Origin of the sequence: Flavobacterium sp. MK4S-17, assembly GCF_009848495.1 — a bacterium.
Lineage (GTDB): Bacteria > Bacteroidota > Bacteroidia > Flavobacteriales > Flavobacteriaceae > Flavobacterium.
In genome coordinates, this window is record NZ_WWEP01000010.1 from 29,877 (window position 1) to 50,211 (window position 20,335).

18 protein-coding genes are annotated in these 20,335 nt (G+C 38.4%); 14 read left to right on the plus strand and 4 right to left on the minus strand.

All coding sequences use genetic code 11. The annotated features are described in order from the left end of the window. Positions 1–13: 13 nt before the first annotated feature. Both GSF09_RS04500 and GSF09_RS04505 read right to left on the minus strand, forming a co-directional pair. Positions 14–1,300, minus strand: a complete 1,287-nt coding sequence (locus GSF09_RS04500; RefSeq protein ID WP_159799747.1) for an O-antigen translocase — start codon at positions 1,298–1,300, stop codon at positions 14–16. Beyond that, the gene (locus GSF09_RS04505) at positions 1,301–2,242 is read right to left on the minus strand and encodes a GNAT family N-acetyltransferase (RefSeq protein WP_159799748.1); all 942 of its coding nucleotides are present in this window, start codon (positions 2,240–2,242) and stop codon (positions 1,301–1,303) included. Positions 2,243–2,384: 142 nt separating this feature from the next. Here GSF09_RS04505 and GSF09_RS04510 point away from each other — a divergent pair, with 142 nt between their 5' ends. Together GSF09_RS04510 and GSF09_RS04515 are read left to right on the plus strand one after the other, a co-directional pair. Next, positions 2,385–4,877, plus strand: coding sequence for a gliding motility-associated C-terminal domain-containing protein (locus GSF09_RS04510; RefSeq protein WP_159799749.1), 2,493 nt, complete (start codon positions 2,385–2,387; stop codon positions 4,875–4,877). A gap of 12 nt (positions 4,878–4,889) precedes the next feature. Further along, positions 4,890–5,321 carry an RDD family protein gene (locus tag GSF09_RS04515; RefSeq protein WP_159799750.1) on the plus strand — a complete coding sequence of 144 codons (432 nt, stop codon included), beginning with the start codon at positions 4,890–4,892 and terminating at the stop codon, positions 5,319–5,321. Here the strand turns inward: GSF09_RS04515 and GSF09_RS04520 are convergent. Continuing rightward, a complete protein-coding gene (locus GSF09_RS04520) occupies positions 5,304–5,906 on the minus strand; it encodes a trimeric intracellular cation channel family protein (protein WP_159799751.1) in 603 nt (200 codons plus the stop codon). The genes GSF09_RS04515 and GSF09_RS04520 overlap by 18 nt on opposite strands. Further along, positions 5,906–6,652, minus strand: coding sequence for an RDD family protein (locus GSF09_RS04525; RefSeq protein ID WP_159799752.1), 747 nt, complete (start codon positions 6,650–6,652; stop codon positions 5,906–5,908). Before GSF09_RS04525 ends, GSF09_RS04520 begins: the two co-directional genes overlap by 1 nt. Positions 6,653–6,673: 21 nt before the next feature. On the opposite strand from GSF09_RS04525, the gene GSF09_RS04530 reads away from it, so the two are divergent. The 12 genes from GSF09_RS04530 to GSF09_RS04585 all read left to right on the plus strand — a co-directional run bounded on the left by GSF09_RS04530 (position 6,674) and on the right by GSF09_RS04585 (position 20,317). Further along, a complete protein-coding gene (locus GSF09_RS04530) occupies positions 6,674–7,654 on the plus strand; it encodes a stage II sporulation protein M (protein WP_159799753.1) in 981 nt (326 codons plus the stop codon). After that, positions 7,638–8,579: a hypothetical protein gene (locus GSF09_RS04535; protein WP_159799754.1), complete on the plus strand. Its 942-nt coding sequence runs from the start codon at positions 7,638–7,640 to the stop codon at positions 8,577–8,579. Before GSF09_RS04530 ends, GSF09_RS04535 begins: the two co-directional genes overlap by 17 nt. After that, positions 8,572–9,315 carry a DUF4129 domain-containing protein gene (locus GSF09_RS04540; protein WP_159799755.1) on the plus strand — a complete coding sequence of 248 codons (744 nt, stop codon included), beginning with the start codon at positions 8,572–8,574 and terminating at the stop codon, positions 9,313–9,315. Before GSF09_RS04535 ends, GSF09_RS04540 begins: the two co-directional genes overlap by 8 nt. 1 nt (position 9,316) lies before the next feature. Beyond that, on the plus strand, positions 9,317–10,507 hold the full coding sequence (locus tag GSF09_RS04545; RefSeq protein WP_159799756.1) for a DUF4350 domain-containing protein: 1,191 nt from the start codon (positions 9,317–9,319) through the stop codon (positions 10,505–10,507). A gap of 62 nt (positions 10,508–10,569) precedes the next feature. Then, the gene (locus GSF09_RS04550; RefSeq protein ID WP_236564847.1) at positions 10,570–11,583 is read left to right on the plus strand and encodes a MoxR family ATPase; all 1,014 of its coding nucleotides are present in this window, start codon (positions 10,570–10,572) and stop codon (positions 11,581–11,583) included. After that, the gene (locus tag GSF09_RS04555) at positions 11,583–12,911 is read left to right on the plus strand and encodes a DUF58 domain-containing protein (RefSeq protein WP_159799758.1); all 1,329 of its coding nucleotides are present in this window, start codon (positions 11,583–11,585) and stop codon (positions 12,909–12,911) included. The genes GSF09_RS04550 and GSF09_RS04555 overlap by 1 nt, the downstream gene beginning before the upstream one ends. Positions 12,912–12,938: 27 nt before the next feature. Next, a complete protein-coding gene (locus GSF09_RS04560; RefSeq protein WP_159799759.1) occupies positions 12,939–13,727 on the plus strand; it encodes an RNA methyltransferase in 789 nt (262 codons plus the stop codon). Further along, positions 13,727–14,251 (plus strand): cupin domain-containing protein, encoded by a 525-nt coding sequence (locus GSF09_RS04565; RefSeq protein ID WP_159799760.1) that lies wholly within the window; start codon positions 13,727–13,729, stop codon positions 14,249–14,251. Before GSF09_RS04560 ends, GSF09_RS04565 begins: the two co-directional genes overlap by 1 nt. Positions 14,252–14,371: 120 nt before the next feature. Further along, on the plus strand, positions 14,372–16,588 hold the full coding sequence (locus GSF09_RS04570; RefSeq protein ID WP_159799761.1) for a bifunctional (p)ppGpp synthetase/guanosine-3',5'-bis(diphosphate) 3'-pyrophosphohydrolase: 2,217 nt from the start codon (positions 14,372–14,374) through the stop codon (positions 16,586–16,588). Between the two features lie 70 nt (positions 16,589–16,658). After that, positions 16,659–17,111 carry a Fur family transcriptional regulator gene (locus GSF09_RS04575; protein ID WP_159799762.1) on the plus strand — a complete coding sequence of 151 codons (453 nt, stop codon included), beginning with the start codon at positions 16,659–16,661 and terminating at the stop codon, positions 17,109–17,111. 108 nt (positions 17,112–17,219) lie between these two features. Further along, on the plus strand, positions 17,220–18,491 hold the full coding sequence (locus GSF09_RS04580) for an adenylosuccinate synthase (RefSeq protein WP_159799763.1): 1,272 nt from the start codon (positions 17,220–17,222) through the stop codon (positions 18,489–18,491). 140 nt (positions 18,492–18,631) lie between these two features. Next, entirely contained in the window at positions 18,632–20,317 is a 1,686-nt protein-coding gene (locus GSF09_RS04585) for an OstA-like protein (protein ID WP_159799764.1), read from the plus strand. Positions 20,318–20,335: the final 18 nt, after the last annotated feature.

The window sequence follows — 20,335 nt, forward strand, 5'->3', positions numbered from 1 at the left end:
AAAATCTAAAGTATTAAACAGCATTCGGCAATAATTTTTTTCTGAAATAAACCAGCAATATAAGCAGGTAAATAAAATAGGTTAAGGCATGCGCCATAACTGCACCCTCACTGCCATACTGTTTTACAAATACCACGCTGAAAACATATAACAGCCCAAATGATACTGCTTCGGTAACGATAAAGGAACGTGTCATTTTTTTAGCAAAAAATTCATAGCCCAGTATCAGGGAACACACTTTAAAAAAATCTCCCAAAAGCTGCCATAAAAACAGTTTTTCCATAGGCATAAACTCTTTTGTAAATAAAATGCCTATTATAAAGTCCCTGAGTATATAAACTGCAATAAGCCCTATGATAAAAACAGGGACTATATTTTTATAATAGCTCCAGAAAATGCTGCGGGTTTCACTTCTTTTTTGGGCAATGGAAAGTTTAGGTAAAAAATAGGTAGTAAGTAAGGTAGAAATAAACATTAAGTAAAATACAGAGATTCGGCTTACAGCTTCCCAAAAGCCTGCTTCTTCATATCCTGCATTATTTATTATTGTATTACGTACAGATAAATATACCACAGGCCCTGCTAGCGCTGTAAATAAACTCATAATGCTATAGGAAAACAACCCTTTAAGTAAAACAGGCTCAAAAAAGCGCTTCCCGAAATGATACTTCCCTTTAAACTGCCTGTAAACCAGGTAAAATGAAAACAGGAACATTAATGCAGGCGTAAAAATAAGCCCCAGCATAGCACCGGGCACTCCTAACTTCCATATCAGCAATGCCGAAAGAGCAACCCCTGATATGTTGCCCCATATTGTTATGGATATTACTTTATTATATTTTTCAAGCCCGTTTAGTACAGCTATAAAAACGAGGTTGCCTGTGTACCAGGGCAGCGAGAATGCCAGTATTTTAAAAATCCATGCATATTGTGAAGCCTTGCTGAATATAAGAGTGTTTAAAAGTCCTGCCCCGAAAAAAAGGATGATACTGAAAAAAACTATTGCCGCAAGTATTGTAATAAAAATGGTTGAAAGAACTTTTTGCAATTCCTTTTCATCCTTTTTATTTTCAGCTACAAATTTTATAATACCGTTTTGGAAGCCCAATGTGGAAAATGCTTCGATGGAAGTGATAAAGTTCCTGAAGTTCCCTACCAGGGCAAGCCCTGCAGGCCCTATAAATAATGCTATAACTTTTGAGGCTACAAGCCCCCCGGCTATCCTTACCCCTACACTTACAGTGTTAAGTGAGGATACCCTGAAAAGCGGGCTATTAATTATATTTTTTATTAAACTCAATCAGTGTATTGTTAATGCATAATATTCATGGGGATATACTGAACATCCCAATTCCTCTTTCTGTTTTAAAAGTCCTTTATTGTAAACCTTTCCCTCCTGCTCATTTACGTTACCCATATCAAAAAAATCGGCATTGCCTTCAAACTCCCTTATTAGGTTGATAAACAAAAAATCCAGTGCCCTGTATTTTTCTCCCGCTTCGGTAGTAGCTCCGTATTGTGATTTTACCACGTTGCCAAAATTAAACAGGGTTATGCCTGCTACAATCTTATCATCAATATAAGCATTATACTGTACTATATTTTCAGGGAAATGGCTGTGCAGCAATCTAATTTCTTCCTTGGTGTGTACTGGTTTTACATTATGCTTTTCTTCCAGCCTCGGTATAAGCACATCGTCCCAAAATGTTTCAAAATCATTATCCTTTTTCATTTCCAGCCCCAAAGCCGAAACTTTCCTGAAATGCTTTAATTTACTTTTGGATATAGCAAGTGGCAGGGAGTAATTAACAGCAAGGTTCATATCCCTCCTGTACATATCCGCACCATTTTTAAACAATAGGTAAGCCAATTCAAAAGAAGGCTCTTTATGGTAAATAGATATAATATCCTTAATTTTCAGCAGCTTTATATTATTACTTTTTAAATACAGCAGCAGTTCATTTAACAAAGCCTCTACTTTTTCTGCACCAATACTTTTTTTAAGTATAAGCCCGCCATAGGTAAGCCCCTGGTGTGAATGTACTTCATTTCCTGTAATGTTAGCAGGCAGTAATGCTATTAATTTACTGCCCTCAAAAAATAAAAGGGAAAAATCAGTAAACCTGTCTTTATGGTACTCCATAAAGTCACGGTTGAATAAAAATGTACCGTTTTTGGAATTCATTATAAATTCATTCCACTGGTTGTAATACGATGCATTGTATTTTTCTATCCTGTACATTACTATTATTTGGTACCCTGTGGTAAAAGTATAAATAATTTGGCAATACCCTGTTTGTAAACCCTGCTACAGTTATTGATTAAAGATTAAAATACGGCATTATCAAATATTTACTATTTTTAAAGCATCAAAAAATAATGCCTTGAAGCAAAAGTTACTTTATACTTTCCTGTTTTTATATACTGTTTTAGCAGCAAATGCCCAAACTGACATTTCGCTGTACGAACAGTTTAACGGCAGGTATGATTTTACTTTTGCTGGCAATACATTAAATGTAACCCAAAATGGTGTATTGAGTAATGGCACCTGTACAATACTTACCTCATCCAGCGCACAGCTGAATTTAAATACCAACGATGAAATTTTAAAGGCATACTTATACTGGGCAGGTTCCGGCACGGGCGATTTTGATATCCAGCTTAACGCACAGGATATAACCGCCCAAAGGACTTTTAACATACAAAGGCAGACAGCCGAAAACATAAACGGGCAAACCATGATGGTTAATCGCTTTTATTTTGGTGCTTTTGCCGATGTAACTGCACTGGTACAGGCACAGGGAGCAGGCAGCTATACAGTTTCGGAACTTGACCTTACCGACCTTATTAACGAAAACGGCCAAACGCCAACACAAAACCTTTATTGCCGTAACGGTACTAATTTTGGCGGCTGGGCCATACTTGTACTGTATAAAAATGACAATTTGCCCCTTAACCAGATTAACCTGTATGACGGTTTTGAGTTTGTACCCAATAATATAGATATAGATTTACCCAGCCTGAATGTAATTGATAACAACGGGGCTAAAATAGGATTTTTAGCATGGGAAGGCGATGAATCAATAGCAATAAATGAAAAGCTAACGATAAATAACATTGTTTTAAGCAATGCACTTAACCCGCCCACCAATGCCTTTAACTGTACCAACAGCATAACAGGCTCTGTTAACCTGCACAATATGGATATTGATATTTACAATATTGAAAATATGATTCAGGTGGGTGATGAAAGTGCCAATATTAAACTGCAGTCGGGACAGGATTTGGTTATAGTAAATGCTATAATAACCAAGCTTAACAGCCAGTTGCCCGATGCCACCATTTCGGCAGAAAATATAGCTACAAGCTGCGATTCGCGGGAACTGACTATAGATTATAAAGTAGCCAATACAAATAGTACTGATATACTGCCGGCACCTACGCCTATTGCTTTTTATGTAAACAACACTTTGGTTGCCACTGCGCAAACTACTGCACCCATACCCATTGACGGCATTGAAGAGGGAACAATAACCGTTACTGTACCTGCCGGAATGGGGCCTGAATATGAACTGCTGCTTGTTGTGGATGATACCGGTAATGGCAGCGGTATTGTACAGGAAACAGAAGAAAACAATAACACTTATACCATTAATGATTCTTTATGGGTTTCCCCTGTCCCTGTAAACCCGGCAGATATAACCGTATGCGAAACATTCAATAATTCAGGGGTTGGTATTTTCAACTTTTCAGCGTATGAAGAACAATTAAAAGGCAACCCCGATGATACAGTTACTTTTTATATATCGCAGGAAAAGGCAGAAGAAGGGTTGGATAATATTACCAATACAGCAAATTATACTTCTGTTTCAGCCACACAAGCTATATATGTAAGGGTTGAAGATGTGCACTCCTGCTATGGTTTCACCAGCTTTAACCTTATAGCTGTAGATTGCCTTTTCCCTGATGCCACTGTACAGGTAAACAATATAAGCCAGGAATGTAATTCGAGGATAATTGATGTTGCCTATTCTGTAAATAATTTTAACAGCGATGATATTTTACCTTCAGGTACACCTGTTTCAATTTACGTTGACGGAGTATTTTTTGATTATACTGAAACGCTTTTGGACATACCTGTTGATGGCAGTGAGGAAGGTGTTATTACTCTGGAAATACCAGCCTCTTTACCCCTGGATTTTGAACTTACATTTGTTGCTGACGATATTGGTGACGGAACCGGTATTGTAAAGGAAAGCGATGAAACCAATAATGCTTTTACTGTTACAGTAAACCTTTGGATAAAGCCTGTACTTATGCAGCCTGAAAATATAATTTCATGCAATGAAGGCTTTGGCTTGGGCACTTTTGATTTTTCCGGGTATGAAGACTCTCTTAAAAATGAATCCACAGATGTTGTTTCTTTTTATAAAACACTGGAAGATGCACTTTCAGGAGCGGGAGGCATACTTGATATTTCGTCTTATAAATCGGAAGCTAACCCACAGGAAATATTTGTGCGCCTTGAGGATGAAAACGGTTGCTTTACTACCGGCTCGTTTTTGTTACGGACAAGGAAATGCCCGCCTGAAACCTTTAATTATGTTACCCCTAATGACGATGGTTATAACGATACCTTTTTTGTAAAAGGGCTCCGCAATGTTTTCCTGAATTTTAAAATGAGTATATATAACCGCTGGGGCAATCTTGTATGGGAAGGCAACCACAGCAAAGAAGACTGGGATGGTATAGCCAGTGTAAGCAAGGTAGGCCCGGGTAATAACGCTGTACCTTCAGGCACTTATTATTTTGTTTTAGAGCTTAATGACCCCGAATATCCTGAACCTATAGTGGGATGGGTACATGTGGCTAAGTAGCATAACGGTGAAATGAAAAAAAAGAAAACATACATTAAGAGAAGGTTTATAGCAGGATTTATAGATTACTCCATAATCTTTATGATTGATTACTCATTAATAGTAAAATTAGGCACTACTAATGATGGAAAAAACTATGAACTAAATGGCTTGCCCGCTTTATTATTGCCTCTATTTTGGCTGATTATGACTGTAGGTATAGAAAAATTAACAGGGGCAACCCTTGGTAACGGCATTGTAGGGCTTAAACCCGTTTGTATTAAATACAACAGTAAAATAACTGCTCTGCAATCACTTAAAAGGCATACTTTGGATTTAATAGATATGATGTTTTTTGGTGTTGTTGCCATAATAACTATAAAAAACACCAAACACAATCAAAGATTGGGAGATCTCTGGGCAGGTACTACAGTAGTAAAATCAGAATCACCTGTTGCCGAGTGAAGGTAATGACCATTTAAAATGTACTGCCAGCAGCCGCAGGCTTATAATAAAACCTGAAGTTGCCAGGTATAAAATATCCTGTGGTATGTTTAGCTGCCGCAGCGTGAAGAAAACCAAACCTCCCGCAATACAAATTGTAGCATATATTTCCCTCCTGAATATAACGGGTATATCATTACATAAAATATCACGTATAACCCCGCCGAAACAGGCAGTCATTGTACCTAAGGCAATACATATAACCGGGTGAAGGTTTATAGCAATACCTTTTTCTAAGCCTATAAGTGTAAAAACCCCTAAGCCAATAGTATCAAAAAAGAAAAGGGAAACCCTTAACCTGTCAAGCTTTTTCCTGAAAAGCACAGCAATAAAAAAGCCTGCTGTTATTATATAAACATAATTCAAATCCAGCATCCAGCCTACCGGAGTATGGCCTATAAGTACATCACGCAGTGTACCACCACCCACTGATGTAACAAATGCTATAACAAACACACCAAAAGGATCCATCCTTTTATTAAGTGCCGTTAAAACACCTGATATGGCAAATGCCATTGTCCCTAAAATATCAAGCAGGTAAAACATTACATGTTTTGGGTATAGTAATTATAGTCTTTAATAACAGTATCTACAAAGGCAGTTGCATTATGGGATACAGAGCGTATTCCTGTTACCGCTTCAATTTTTTCCTTTAATTTTTCTATCATATCAAAATCTGCCGCGTTGTAGCTGGTATCATACGTTTCCTTAATAATGCGCATATCATTATCAGAAAGCTTTATTACCAGCGGGTATGTTGGCACATAACTGTTATCAAGTTCTTTTAATATGGTGTGGTCAATAGTAACATCATTTTTTAAGGATATTACCGCCGTACCTGCTGCCATATCGCCCAAACGCTGCGTTTTATTATTAACAAGCATAGCAATTAGCCCTATTATCCCCGAGCCTATCGAAATATCTATCAGCCTTAAAACCCAGCGTATAAAATAATCGCCGAAACTTGCCTGGTAGCCGTCAATTTTTATAACCCTTATCTTCATAATGCGCTTGCCTATGGTTTGCCCCTCCATAAGGCTTTCCTGTACCAGGCTGTAAAAAATTACCGGTAAAGAAATTATAAGTATAACAGTGTTTCTTTCCCACATGTCAAAACCGGCAAAAACCGTTTCATCAAATTTTAAAAGGCGGAATAAAATAAAATACAAGCTTATGCCATAAGCTATTTTTACCAGCAAATCGAAAAGATAGCCAAAAATACGGTCGCCCACCGAAGCCGTGTTAAAATTAATATTAACATTTTGCGTGGTGGTTATAGATAGTTGTGACATATTTTATATTTTAGCTTTTGTATGAGAGAAGTGGCTTTTATAAAACAAAATAAAGAAAAATGGCTTGAATTTGAGCAGGCTATTTTTGGTAAAACTAAAAAAAATCCTGATGAACTGGCCAGCCTTTATATACACCTTGTAAACGACCTCTCCTACGCACAAACGTATTACCCTAAAAGCAAGGCTGTTACATACCTTAACCATTTAGCTTCGCTAACCTATCAAAAAATATATAAAACCAAAAGGGAAGAAACCAACAGGCTGGTTTATTTTTTTAAGACCGAGGTTCCGCTTATCATCTACAGGAACAGGCGATATGTTTTGTACTCCTTTTTACTGTTTTTCCTGTTTACTGCAATAGGTGCAGTTTCTGCTGCTAACGATTCTACATTCGTAAGGCTTATATTAGGCGATGAATATGTAAACATGACTTTAGAGAATATAAGCAATGGCAATCCTGTGGCGGTTTACAAAAGCGGCAGTAACTGGGGCAGTGCTGTCGGCATTACAGCCAATAATCTTAATGTGGGCCTGCGCTGTTTCATTTCAGGGATATTTGCAGGTGTTGGTACTGTATTAATGCTGATGTTTAACTGTATTATGCTGGGGTCTTTCCAGTATTTCTTTTATGAGCAGGGTGTATTTTGGGAAAGTGTGCGCGGTATATGGATACACGGCGCCATGGAAATATTTGCTATAGTTATAGAAGCTGCCGCCGGGCTTGTCCTGGGAGCGGGAATACTTTTCCCTAAAACATACTCAAGGCTGGCATCATTAAAAATAGCCTTTAAAAACGGGCTTAAAATAGTGCTTAGCACTATGCCTTTTACTTTTGCGGCAGGCATGCTGGAGGGGTTTGTTACCCGCTACTCGCCGGATATGCCCCGGATACTCAATATTTTTATAATCATATCAACCCTTGCGCTTATATCATGGTACTACCTGATATACCCGTTTAAGGTAAATAAAAAAGTTACTACAGATAATGTTACAGCTCTATAAAAAAAGAAAATTCAGCGACCTTATAAATGATACTTTCGGCTTTTTTCGCGTGGCCGGAAAAAATTATTTTAAAACCTACTTTGCCGTAAACGGCGGTTTGCTTTTAATTTTACTGGTACTTATATACATCGCAGGAAAAGTATTTTTCGAGGGGCTTTTTGCTAATTTCGGCACTCCTGCTTCCGGCAGGGTGCTGGATGAATACTTTAATTCCAACCTTGGCTTTTTTATAGGCACAGGCGTTTTCCTGGCTGTCTTAATAATAATTATCACCTTATTAAGCTATAGCTTTCCTGTAATATACCTCAGTATTTATGAAAAGAAAGAAAAGCCCGAAACAGCCGAAATAGTAAGGCAGCTAAAAGCAAAAGCCGGAAGGATACTATTATTCTCGCTGCTTTGGCTGGTTACATTTTTACCTCTGCTGGTACTTATTTCACTGTTCAGCATACTGTTGTTTGCAATAATAATAGGTATCCCTTTTGCTTTGGCTATTTTTGGCGCGGTTTCCTGCTGGATGTGCCTTGCCTTTTATGATTACCTTACTACAGGAAATGGCTATTTCACTTCCATGCGCAAAGGCTTTGATATGCTTTTTCAAAGTTTTTGGCCACATGTAGGTGCATCGGTAATTATGTATATTATTGTTTACGTGGCCCAAAGTATTATTTCTTTTATACCCTATATCATTGGTATTGGAGGGCTAATATTAAATCCTACTACAGGGGCAACACAGGAAAATTTCAGCTTTTTAGGGTTAATGATGCTAATTACTTTTATGCTTTCAATAGCACTGGGTTATATTTTGGGCAACTTTATTTTTATAAATCAGGGACTTATATATTACAGTGCAAAAGAAAAAAACGAGCACCAGTCACTCCATTCAGATATTGACCTTATCGGCAAAAACTTTGACAGTGAATAAACTACTGCTCTACATATTTTTATTTACCTGTACGGCTTCTTCATTTTCACAGCCTATTACTGATTCAGTACAACCCACCGAAACAGTGTATCCTGTTTACACGGACAGTGTTTACTATAGTAAAAGGGAATTTACACCCGGTTTTAAGGAAAAATATAACGATACCGATTTTGTTTATGAAAACAAGGCAAAGGTCACTTCCCTATGGGAGCGTTTTAAAACCTGGCTGGGTAATTTGCTAAATGACATATTTTCATTTGGAGACAACACGCAGAGGACACCATGGTTTGCTGTAGTTGTGCGTTTACTTGCCGGACTGATTATATTATTCGTGGTTTATCTTATTGTAAAGGCATTACTTAATAAAGAGGGTATGTGGATATTTGCCAAATCAGGTAAAAAAATTAATATACAGGAACTCACGGAAGAAGATATTAAGACTACTGACTTTGGCAAACTTGTGGAAGAAACCAAAGCTAACGGCAACTACAGGCTTGGCATACGCTATTATTACCTGTGGCTGTTAAAAAAGCTGGCACTAAGGGAAATTATTGACTGGCATTGGGATAAAACCAATACTGACTACCTGTATGAAATAAAAGACAGTAGCCTGCGTAAAGATTTTGAATACCTTTCATACGTGTATGACCACAGCTGGTATGGCGAATTTGAAATTGATGAAAGTGCTTTTGCCAAAGCAGAAAAAGCCTTCAGGAAAACCATAAACTCAATTTAAAATGAACAGGAAAGTTACCATATACATAATATTCCTTGTTCTGGTTTTAGGGCTTTTAATAGTAATTGATTCCGGCAGGCCCAAACCTATAGACTGGACACCCTCCTACTCTGTTACCGATAAAAGGCCGTTGGGATTATATATTTTTGATAAAGAATCGAAAAACATATTTAAAGGGCAGCCAATAAAAAAAATTTCCACCACTCCTTATGAATATTTTGACCCAAAATATGATTATGAGAAAAAGAGTTACAATGTAAGCGGTACATTTATGCATATAGCCGAAGAATCGGAAATTGATAACGAGTCGGCTAAAGAGCTTTTATACTTTGCCGAACACGGCAACACCGTATTTTTAAGCATGAAAACTTTTCCGCCCGCCTTACTGGACTCGCTTAAGTTTGAAACCGGCGATTCCTTTTTTTATAAAGACACTATATCATTAAGTGTTGATAACAAAAATACCGATACGGAGAAATACAAGTTGGTGGAAGGGCGCGGTATTCAGTATTTTACCAGTATAGATACACTCAACACCATAGTGTTAGGGCACCAGTGGATTGACACGATACAGCAGGCCAATTATATTAAAGTTCGCTACGGCATGGGCAGCTTCCTGCTGCACACGCAGCCGGCAGCTTTCAGTAACTTCCACCTCCTGAAAGGCAATCATTATCAATATACTGAAAAGCTGGTTTCATTCATGCCGAAAAACACACTGTTTTGGTATGCCCGGCATTTTACAGGTGAGGCGTCCGGCTCGCCACTACGTTACATATTACAGAACAAGGCTTTGCGCTGGTCATTATATTTGGGGCTGATTGGCATTATTATATTTATAATATTCAATGCCAAAAGAAAGCAGCGTATAATACCTGAAATGGCACCTGTAAAAAATACAACTGTTGATTTTACAAAAACAATAGGCAACCTGTATTACCAGGAAAAAAACCACCATACCATAATTGAAAAGAAAATTATATATTTCCTGGAGCATATACGAAATGAATATTTGATAGATACCTATGATCTTGACGATACTTTTGTTGAAAAACTGCATTTAAAAACAGGAAAGCCGATAGCCCATATACAGCATGCCATACGGCTTATAAAAAAATACAGGTACCAATTTGAAAGTACCGAAGAAGACGTAATTGAAATAAATAAAGCAATTGAAAAACTAAGATTATGACAGAATACGGCAGCAACAGCGAAAATAACCCTGGCGAAATAAATCCGACTGAAAATACAGGCATGGAGAATAATCAAAATCCAGAAACTCCTGCGCAAACTGATGATATTAATTTCCAGTCGCGTTTGAACCTTTCTGAACTACAGCAGGCCATAGCTGATATAAAACAGGAAATAAGCAGTGTTATTGTAGGGCAGCAAAAAATGATTGACCGCCTTTTGGTTGCCATATTATCAAACGGGCACGTATTACTGGAAGGTGTTCCCGGGGTGGCTAAAACCATTACGGCAAAACTGCTTTCCAAAACCCTTTCCCTTAACTTCAGCAGGATTCAGTTCACACCCGACTTAATGCCTTCAGATATATTGGGAACTTCTGTATTCGACCTTTCCAAATCATCATTTGATTTTAAGAAAGGACCTGTTTTTTCAAATTTTATATTAATTGATGAGATAAACCGCGCGCCCGCTAAAACACAGGCAGCCCTTTTTGAGGTTATGGAAGAGCGCCAGATAACCGTTGAAGGGGAAACCCACGCCATGGAAGCGCCGTTTTTGGTTATTGCCACTCAAAACCCTGTTGAACAGGAAGGTACTTACCGCCTGCCTGAAGCGCAACTCGACCGGTTCCTTTTTAAAATAACCATAGACTATCCTAACCTTGAGGAAGAAATATTTATACTTCAAAAGGAAAACGAGCTGAAGGACAGGCAAAAGCTGGACGGGATAAAAAAAATACTGTCCCGTGAAGCCATCTTAAAATACCAGGCTCTTGTAAAGCAGGTTATTATAGAGCCTAACCTTTTGGAGTATATAGCCCGCATAGTTACCAACACACGTGAAAATGCATTTTTATACCTTGGTGCATCACCGCGCGCTTCCATAGCCATATTAAATGCTTCTAAAGGATATGCTGCCCTACGCGGCAGGGATTTTGTTACCCCCGAAGATATTAAAGAAGCAGCAGTACCGGTATTGCAGCACAGGGTAATGGTAGCACCTGAGCGTGAAATGGAAGGGCTTACAAGTCCTGAAATAATAAAGCAAATTGTAGATTCAATAGAAATACCTCGTTAATGGGCTTCTTTAAAAAAATATACGTCAGCAACTTTTTCTTTTATGTGCTGATGGGCATTATGGCATGCTTCATTTTTGCGCATTTTTTTCCGGCATTATATAATGCTACCTGGCTGTTGCTGTATGTTTTTATTGCCTTTACTGTTATTGATGTTATTCTGTTATTTGCAGGAAAAAGAATTGAAGGTTCCCGGCAGGCTCCCGAAAAATTTTCTAACGGTGATGAAAACCCGGTGCAGGTAACCATTAACAGTTTTTATTCTTTTCCTGTAACCCTTAAAATAATTGACGAGGTACCCTTCCAGTTTCAGTTACGCAATTTCGATATTAAGAGGAAGCTGGCTCCGGGCGGCAGTGATACAATAGAGTACAGCCTTCGCCCTACAGAACGCGGGGAATATTTTTTTGGAAGGCTTAATATATATGTTTCCTCACCACTGCTACTGGCTTCCCGCAGGTATATATTTAACAATGGGCAAATGGTACCCACTTATCCTTCGTTTATTCAGCTCCGCAAATATGACCTTATGGCTTTTTCCAACAGGCTTTTTCAGTATGGGTTAAAAAAAATAAGGCGTATAGGGCACACTATGGAGTTTGAGCAGATTAAGGAATATGTGTCTGGCGATGATATAAGAACAATAAACTGGAAGGCGACAGCCAAAAGAAACCAGCTTATGGTAAACCAGTTTCAGGATGAAAAATCGCAAAATGTATATATGGCAATTGACAAAGGGCGTGTAATGAAAATGCCCTTTAACGGGCTTAGCCTGCTGGATTATGCTATTAACTCCACACTTGTGCTTTCAAATATTATATTGAAAAAACAGGATAAAGCCGGTATGTTCACTTTTTCCAAGAAAGTTGAAAACCGGGTGGAAGCAGAAAGGCGTACATCGCAAATGCAGCGTATTTTGGAAAACCTGTATAATATTAAAACAGATTTTTTTGAAAGTGATTACGGTAGATTGTATGCTGATATTAAGCGGAATATTACACAGCGAAGCCTGATATTGCTTTATACTAATTTTGAAACGCTTGACGGCCTTAACAGGCAGTTACCCTACCTGAAAGGAATGGCAAAGAGCCACCTGCTTGTAGTTGTGTTTTTTGAGAATACGGAATTGGAGCAGCTTATTCATAAAAAAGCTGAAAATGTACAGGAAATATATGACCAGGTAATTGCCGAGAAATTTGCTTTTGAAAAAAGGCTGATTGTAAATGAACTTATGAAATATGGTATTTACTCCGTACTTACAAAACCTGAAAACCTTACAATTGACAGTATAAACAAGTATCTTGAAATAAAGGCAAGGGGAATACTTTAATTTAAGGCAACCAATACTTACTTAAAAATGAAACTGATTACCAGTGCGCAAAATCCATTTATAAAACAACTTGTGCAATTGCAGGAAAAAGCAAAGGCACGCAAGCAAAGCGGTACTTTCCTTGTTGAAGGGCAACGGGAAATCATGCTGGCAAAAAAGGGAGGGTATGAAATAAAAACAGTTTTGTTTGTACCTGATATGCTGACAGAAACAGAAGCAAAAAGACTGGCTGGAAAACAGGCAGAACTTATTGAAATAAACAGGGAAGTGTACCAAAAATTAGCTTACAGAGATTCTACCGAAGGAATAATAGCTATAGCAAAAAACAAAGAACTTAGCCTGAGTGAACTTAAACTGGGAGAAAACCCGTTGATACTTGTTGCCGAGGCTATCGAAAAGCCGGGTAATATTGGTGCATTATTGCGCACGGCAGATGCTGCAAAACTTGATGCGGTAATAATTGCCAATCCTAAAAGCGATATGTATAACCCAAACATTATTCGCTCGAGTGTGGGTTGCTTGTTTACTAACCAGATTGCTACAGGTACAACAAATGAGGTTATAGCATTTTTAAAATCAAATAATATAAATATTTATTGCGCTACACTACAGGACTCTGATTATTACCATACACAAAATTATACCACCCCAACTGCGCTTGTAGTAGGCACCGAAGCAACAGGATTATCTGAAGAATGGCGGATTGCTTCAACAAAAAACATAATAATACCCATGCAGGGCGAAATAGATTCAATGAATGTTTCGGTAGCGGCAGCAATACTTATATTTGAAGCCAAAAGGCAAAGAGGGTTTTGATGGAAAGCAATAGTGCAGATGCGGGCATTTACCATAATTCATTAAATGGTGAGTACACACAAATTATTGAAAGTGCTGCACAAACAAACGGGGAATATTCTTTGCTGGAGGTTCAGCTTATGCCGGGTGGCGGTAATCCTTTGCATTACCATACAAGGTTTACGGAAGAATTTACAGCCATAAAAGGGAAGCTTGGTATTCAGTACCAGGAAAAAGTCCTGCACCTTAGCCCAGGCCATAGCTGTTTAATACCAATTGGTAAAGAACATCGTTTTTTTAATGATACGGACGAACCTATAATTTTTCGCATTACTTTACGCAAAGGCCAGCCTGGATTTGAGAATTTTATTAAAGTGCTTTTCGGGCTTGTGAATGATGGCAAAACAAATAAAAAATTTATTCCTAAAAATCCTTTTTATGCTGCACTGCTTTTGCACTGGGGTGATACCCATGTAAATAATATTTTCTTTAAAAACCCTCTCGCCATTTGCAGGTTTTGCTGTATCTGTTGCACGCCTGTTTAGGATTGATAAATTGCTGCTTAAAAAATATGCAAGGGCATTTGAATCATAGTAACTTTAAGTGTGTGGACCTATTGTATTTCATAATTTATTTAATTAACTTTAAGGCTATTGATACAATGTATGATTGAGATTGATTTAGAACAGGAAAACAAAGCAATAGCCAAAGAATATAAAGAGCTGCTGCGCATCAGTTATCAAACACTTTCCGAAGACGATAAAAAGCTTATCAGAAAAGCATTTGATGTAGCGGTAGATGCCCATAAAGATCAAAGGAGGAAATCTGGCGAAGCCTATATTTTCCACCCTATTGCCGTTGCAAAAATTGTCGCTTCCGAAATAGGGCTTGGCGCTACTTCAATCGCCTCTGCCCTGCTGCACGATGTGGTTGAGGATACCGATATTACCGTTGAGGACATTGAAAAAATGTTTAATCCTAAAATTGCACAGATTGTTGAGGGCCTTACAAAAATTGCCCAGGTAAAAACCGATCAGGAAATATCCATACAGGCAGAAAATTTCCGCAAGATGCTGCTTACCCTTAATGATGATGTCAGGGTTATACTTATAAAAATTGCCGACAGGCTTCACAATATGCAAACCATGGATTCCATGGTTGATTATAAGCAGGCAAAAATAGCTTCGGAAACACTTTATATTTATGCTCCTTTGGCACACAGGCTTGGGCTTTATAATATTAAAAACCAGCTTGAAGACCTTGGACTTAAATATACAGAACCTGCTGTTTACAATGATATTGTAAGCAAAATGAAGGAAAGCAAGGAGGAACAGGATGCTTATATTAAATCAATTTCTGATGTGCTGAAAAGTTCGCTTGATACTGAAGGTATTGAGTATGTAATAAAAGGCAGGCCAAAATCAATATATTCCATCCGCCGTAAAATGCTTAACCAGGGGGTAAGCTTTGATGAGGTGTATGACAAGTTTGCACTGCGCATTATATATAAAGCATCGCCACACGATGAAAAATTTCTTGCCTGGAAAATATATTCTATAGTTACTGACCATTACAGGCCAAGCCCGAGCCGATTGAGGGACTGGATATCCTCACCAAAATCTACCGGTTATGAAGCACTGCATATAACTGTTATGGGGCCAAAAGGCCGCTGGGTGGAAATACAGATACGCAGCGAGCGCATGGATGAAATTGCTGAAAAAGGCTATGCTGCCCATTACAAATACAAACAGGGTAACAGCGAGGAGCACGGCCTTGAAACATGGCTTAATCTGCTTAAGGAGGCACTGGAAAACACATCGGGCAACGCGGTTGACTTTGTAGAAGATTTTAAGCTTAATTTATATGCAAAGGAAATTTATGTATTTACCCCTAAAGGTGAAATAAAATCTTTACCAAAAGGGGCAACTTCGCTTGATTTTGCTTTCAGTATACACTCTGAAATTGGTGTGCATACACGCGGTACCCGGGTAAACGGGAAACTTGTACCGCTAAACCATGTACTGAACAGTGGCGACCAGGTAGAGGTTATAACTTCGCCCAACCAAAAGCCCAATTCGCACTGGCTTGATTATGTTACCACATCGCGTGCCAAGAATAAGATTAAGAATGTACTGAATGAAAATACCAAGAAGATAGCTGAAGAAGGTAAAGAGCTGCTTACCCGCAAGCTGCGCCACATGAAAATTAACCTTAATGAAACTACGGTTAATGAACTGGTAAATTACTTTAAGCTAAAAACAAGCCTCGACCTTTTTTACAGGGTAGGTGTTGGTACTATTGATAACCAGCAGCTAAAAGATTACGCAGCCCAAAAGGGGAATACTTTAATGAATTTCTTTAAAGGCAAAATAAAGCGTGCCCCTGCCGCCCCGCAGGAGGAAATTCAGAAAGACGAAATAAGCCGAAACTATGATTTGCTTGTTTTTGGTAAGAATGAAGATAAGCTGGATTATAAGCTTGCCAATTGCTGCAACCCTATCCCCGGAGATGATGTATTTGGCTTTATTACCATAAATGAGGGGATTAAAGTCCATAAAAAGGACTGCCCCAATGCCATACGGCTGCAAAGTAATTATGCCTACAGGATTATCCCTGCCAAATGGATTGATTCGTCTCAGGAAGAATTTAAGGCCACGCTTAAAATTACAGGTATAGATACACTGGGGCTAACCAATGAGCTAACAAAGGTTATCTCCAACAATATGCATGTTAATATACAAAGCATCTCCCTTAGTGGTAATGCAGGTGTTTTTAATGGCCAGTTAACCGTAGTAGTACAAAATAATACCATACTGAAAAAGCTGATAGATAATATTAAAAAGATAGATGGTATAGATAAAGTTACCCGCATTTCAAACTAAATTAACCGGCGTTTATTATAAATTATTTTACTCGCAAAAATTAAATTATCTTTGCGTTTTACTCATAACAATGGAAAACAATAAAAACCAGGATATTGTAAAAAATGTTTTCACAAAGTTCCTTGAAGACAAGGGGCACAGGAAAACACCTGAGCGTTATGCTATACTCCAGGAAATATACAACAGCCAGGAACATTTTGATATAGAGTCACTTTATATTAAAATGAAAAACAAAAATTACCGTGTAAGCCGCGCCACGCTTTATAATACTATAGAGTTGCTTTTGGAGTGCGGACTGGTAAGAAGGCATCAGTTTGGCCAAAACCAAAGCCATTACGAAAAATCTTATTTTGACAAGCAGCACGACCATATTATAATGACTGATACCGGGGAGGTTATAGAGTTTTGCGACCCAAGGATACAGTCAATAAAAAAAACTATAGAGGAAATTTTTGGTATTGAAATTCATAACCATTCTTTATACCTTTATGGCCATAAAAAACAGCCTGCTGCCGAAAGTTAATACAACCGGTAAAAAAAGCAACGGCAAACCAACCCTGAATAAGGATTGGTTTTTGTTTTTAAATTAAGTACAACAATAACTACATTATAAACAAACAACTAAACACTAATGACAGTAGATTTACTACTAGGACTGCAATGGGGAGACGAAGGCAAGGGAAAAATTGTTGACGTGCTTACCTCTAAATATGATATAATTGCACGCTTTCAGGGTGGGCCAAACGCAGGGCACACCCTTGAGTTTGATGGAATTAAACATGTTTTAAGGACAATACCATCAGGTATATTCCATAAAAATTCTATTAATATTATAGGCAATGGAGTTGTTATGGATCCTGTGGTTTTCCAAAAGGAAATTGAAGGGCTGGAAAAGTTTAATATAAACATTAAGCAACGTCTTTTAATTTCCAGGAAAGCACACCTTATACTGCCTACACACAGGCTGCTTGATGCTGCCAGCGAAGCCAGTAAAGGCAAAGCAAAAATAGGCTCTACCTTAAAAGGCATAGGCCCTACTTACATGGATAAAACCGGCAGGAATGGCATAAGGGTGGGCGATATTGAGTTGGATGACTTTGAGGAGCGTTACCGCGCGCTTGCCGATAAGCATGAGGCAATGATTGACTTTTATAATGTTGACCTTGAATATGACCTTGAAGAGCTTGAAACAGAATTTTTTACGGCTGTAAAAGCTTTAAAGGAATTAACTTTTATTGATAGTGAAGAATACCTTAACAAAGCCATGAAAGAAGGCAAAAGCATACTTGCCGAAGGTGCACAGGGCTCTTTACTGGATATTGACTTTGGTACTTACCCCTTTGTAACATCATCTAACACTACTGCCGCTGGCGCGTGTACAGGTTTGGGCATAGCCCCAAATAAGGTAAAAGAGGTGTTCGGTATATTTAAAGCTTATGCCACCCGCGTGGGCAGCGGCCCCTTCCCTACCGAATTATTTGATGAAGTAGGTGCAACAATGGCACGTGTGGGTAACGAATTTGGTTCGGTTACAGGCAGGGCAAGGCGTTGTGGATGGCTGGACCTTGTAGCACTTAAATATGCAATACAGGTTAGCGGCGTTACACAGCTTTACATGATGAAAGGCGATGTGCTTTCGGGGTTTAAAAATTTAAAGGTTTGTACGGCTTATGAATATAAAGGAGAAAAAATAAGCCACCTGCCTTATAATATTGAGCCTGAAAATGTAAAGCCGGTATATGAAGAAATGAACGGATGGGAAGCAGACCTTACCGGAATGACCACCTATGATGAGCTCCCTGCAGAGCTTAAGGCATACATAGAATTTATTGAAAAAGAACTGGAAGTGCCTATTAAAGTAGTATCTGTAGGCCCTGACAGGAAACAAACGATAATGAGATAAAAAAAAGCTGCCCTGGGGCAGCTTTTTTATGTATCTACCCCACACAACAATTTCTACGCAGTTACCACGTTTTTTAATTTTAGGTTTCGGCGCAGTTATTGTTATAGGTATTTACGTAATTTTGCACAAAATTTATCACATTGAAAAAACTCTTTTTCTTAATTATATGTTTTGTTCTTTCAGGTATCTCTTTTTTACATGCACAGGAGAAAAAGAAGATTCTGATTAAGCAAACAGACTTTATTGACCAAAACCAAAACGAAGTGCCGGGCGCCGTGGTATTTACGGGTAACGTGCAGTTTGAGCATGACGGGGTTAAAATATGGTGCAACAAAGCCTACCACTTTCAGGATGAGAATTACATAAAAGCGTTTGGTAATGTAAAAATAAACCAGGGGGATTCCCTGTTTCTGGACAGCCGCTATGCCGAGTATAACGGCAACAGGAATTTTGCCTATGCTACAGGAAATGTAATTATGCGTTCTCCCGATATGACCCTTACTACCGATACCATTAATTTTGACAGGACAATACAGCAGGCCTATTATAATTCGTATGGTACTATAGTAAACGGTGAAAATACTTTAAAAAGCAAATCGGGCAGGTATTATGCCAACCAGAAAAAATACCAGTTCCTTACAGCGGTTACACTTACAAACCCGCAGTATGTAATGAAATCTAACCACCTAGATTATTATACCAATTCCGGCCATGCCTATGTGTTTGGCCCTACCACCATTACCAGCAAGGAAAATTATATTTATACGGAAAAAGGATTTTATGATACTAAGAAAAACTTTGCCCACCTGCTTACCAATTCCTATATAAAATATGATACGCAAATTATAAAAGGCGACAGTATATATTATGACCGTAACAGGGAATTTTCTTCTGCTACAAATAATGTGCGTGTTACCGATACTTTAAATAAATATGTAATTAAAAGCCACTATGGCGAGGTATATAAACAACTGGATTCTGTTTTTGTAACCAAGCACGCTGTTGCCATAACACTTGTGGAAACAGATTCGCTTTATACCCATGCCAAGCGCATGGTAATTACAGGTAAAGAAGGCAACAGGATAATAAGGGGTTATAACGATGCCCGCTTTTATAAAATAGATATGAGCGGTAAATGCGATTCCATACATTCGGATGAGGCAAAAGGGCTTACCCAGCTTATCGGCAGGCCTGTTATATGGAATGGTGAGAACCAGCTTACAGGAGATGTAATTCATTTAATTTCAAATAGTAAAACTGAGCAACTGGACTCTTTAAAAGTGCTTAACAATGCCTTTTTAATACAAAAGGATACGCTCTGGGCACAAAAGGACTCGGTAAACCCCAGGTACAATCAGGTAAAGGGAATTAACCTGTATGGAAAATTCAGGGATAATAAACTTTACGAGGTCGACCTTATAAAAAATACCGAAAAGATATACTATATGTATAATGAAGATGAGCTGGTGGGTATTGATAAAGGTGTAAGCAGCCGGATACATATAGAGCTTGAAGATAATAAGATAAACGTTGTACAATCATTTGTAAACCCGGATAGCGACAGTTATCCCGAAAGTGAACTCCCTGAAAATGTACGCAAATTGCGCGGCTTTGTTTGGCGCGGCGATGAGCGTATTAAGGATAAGGACGATATATTCCCTCCGGCGGAAAAAGAGCTGCATGAAAAAATTCTCCGTGAAAGCCGCAAGCAAAAGCAAAAACCTGACAAACCTATGGAGGTTATGGAGCAAACACTGAACTACGATAAAAATGCGCAGCAGGAAAAAGCACCGGCTGCACGGCTTAAAAAGAATAAAAAACAATAAATAGGGCACCCTTCCCCT

Bases quoted from the DNA above. Each gene is read 5' to 3' on its own strand.
- GSF09_RS04505 (WP_159799748.1), bottom strand. From the start codon at position 2,242: ATGTACAGGATAGAAAAATACAATGCATCGTATTACAACCAGTGGAAT.
- GSF09_RS04515 (WP_159799750.1), top strand. From the start codon at position 4,890: ATGAAAAAAAAGAAAACATACATTAAGAGAAGGTTTATAGCAGGATTT.
- GSF09_RS04520 (WP_159799751.1), bottom strand. From the start codon at position 5,906: ATGTTTTACCTGCTTGATATTTTAGGGACAATGGCATTTGCCATATCA.
- GSF09_RS04525 (WP_159799752.1), bottom strand. From the start codon at position 6,652: ATGTCACAACTATCTATAACCACCACGCAAAATGTTAATATTAATTTT.
- GSF09_RS04530 (WP_159799753.1), top strand. From the start codon at position 6,674: ATGAGAGAAGTGGCTTTTATAAAACAAAATAAAGAAAAATGGCTTGAA.
- GSF09_RS04535 (WP_159799754.1), top strand. From the start codon at position 7,638: ATGTTACAGCTCTATAAAAAAAGAAAATTCAGCGACCTTATAAATGAT.
- GSF09_RS04545 (WP_159799756.1), top strand. From the start codon at position 9,317: ATGAACAGGAAAGTTACCATATACATAATATTCCTTGTTCTGGTTTTA.
- GSF09_RS04550 (WP_236564847.1), top strand. From the start codon at position 10,570: ATGGAGAATAATCAAAATCCAGAAACTCCTGCGCAAACTGATGATATT.
- GSF09_RS04555 (WP_159799758.1), top strand. From the start codon at position 11,583: ATGGGCTTCTTTAAAAAAATATACGTCAGCAACTTTTTCTTTTATGTG.
- GSF09_RS04560 (WP_159799759.1), top strand. From the start codon at position 12,939: ATGAAACTGATTACCAGTGCGCAAAATCCATTTATAAAACAACTTGTG.
- GSF09_RS04565 (WP_159799760.1), top strand. From the start codon at position 13,727: ATGGAAAGCAATAGTGCAGATGCGGGCATTTACCATAATTCATTAAAT.
- GSF09_RS04570 (WP_159799761.1), top strand. From the start codon at position 14,372: ATGATTGAGATTGATTTAGAACAGGAAAACAAAGCAATAGCCAAAGAA.
- GSF09_RS04575 (WP_159799762.1), top strand. From the start codon at position 16,659: ATGGAAAACAATAAAAACCAGGATATTGTAAAAAATGTTTTCACAAAG.
- GSF09_RS04580 (WP_159799763.1), top strand. From the start codon at position 17,220: ATGACAGTAGATTTACTACTAGGACTGCAATGGGGAGACGAAGGCAAG.